This is a genomic window from Ideonella sp. P3_A4 (assembly GCF_056403075.1).
On the sequence record NZ_JBFUGE010001139.1, the window covers coordinates 1 to 1,108 of the forward strand.

General features: G+C 56.8%; 1 protein-coding gene. It reads left to right on the forward strand.

Translation table 11 applies throughout. From position 1 onward, the window contains the following. Positions 1-94: 94 nt before the first annotated feature. Positions 95-403 (forward strand): hypothetical protein, encoded by a 309-nt coding sequence (locus AC1DYI_RS36475; RefSeq protein ID WP_477208960.1) that lies wholly within the window; start codon positions 95-97, stop codon positions 401-403. Positions 404-1,108: the final 705 nt, after the last annotated feature.

A 1,108-nucleotide genomic window follows, 5' to 3' on the forward strand; every position in this document is an offset into this window, starting at 1 on the left:
TCGCACTCGGCCCTGATCTGCGCCTTGAGCTCCCTGCTGTAGCGCTTCCGAGTCGCTGTCTTCTCGCTTGTCATCGTGTCCACTTATCTCGTACGTGGACACGATCGTTATCGCTGCGACCCCCTCATTCAAGACGGGTTCGCCGGACGCTTACGCCAAGGCAGCCGGGCTGGAGTTGATGACGCGTGACGACCTGGTCGCGTTCATCCCGCTCGACAAGAAAACGGCCAGCAGTCAGGGCACCAAAGGCTGGGAGATGCCTGCACCGCCGCTGTTCAAGGCGCTGCAGCAACACACCGGCAAGCGAGTGGTGATCTCGGACGTCAAGGAAAAACCATCGGCCGAAGCACTGGCAGCAGGCGTGATCGCGACCGAAGGCTACATCGACTACTTTCTTCGCTGAACCTGCCAAGCTCACGCAGCCTTCACTGGGTCTCGCGTGCGGACATGAAAAAAGCGCTGAGTGATGAACTTCACTCAGCGCTTGGTCGTACGGCTTTGCAGCCGGGCATGTGGTGGAGCCGGGGGGAATTGAACCCTAGAGAAACCCAGCATCCGTGCGGCCCAGCGGCGCCACGTGTGAATCACGTGCGAATCGGCCCAACACTGTGAAACGGAATTGAACCGGCGTCCGTAGAGCTCACCCACACCCGCGCGCCAAGGGTCAGTCAAGACTGTCAGTTAGCCTCTCCTGCGGCCGCTGGCCAGACCTCGATCGCGGGGTCGAGGCTCAATCCGGCCCCCGTGAAGGCGACGCCAGCCAAAATCCGGAAGGCCTCGGGAAAGACATAACTTACCTAACCACCTCCGAGAGAAGCTCAAAAACCCTTTGTACGTCAACCACTTAGCGGTTAGCTTTCAACATAACTATCTCCTAACTTCCTACTAACTTGGTTAGGTTTTCGAGACCAAACATTGGCTCTCCGACAATCCTTTATGAATCAATGACTTACGAGCGAGGTTAGGAAGAGATTAGGTTCGGTTAAGTTTGCGACCTAACCAAAATTCTCTTTACGCATCAACAACTTAGGATACTTTTCCGGCCCGGGTTTGGAAGGTTATGTTCTTCCCGAGCGCTTCCTGAAAAGGGTGGCGCCCTCCCCTCGCC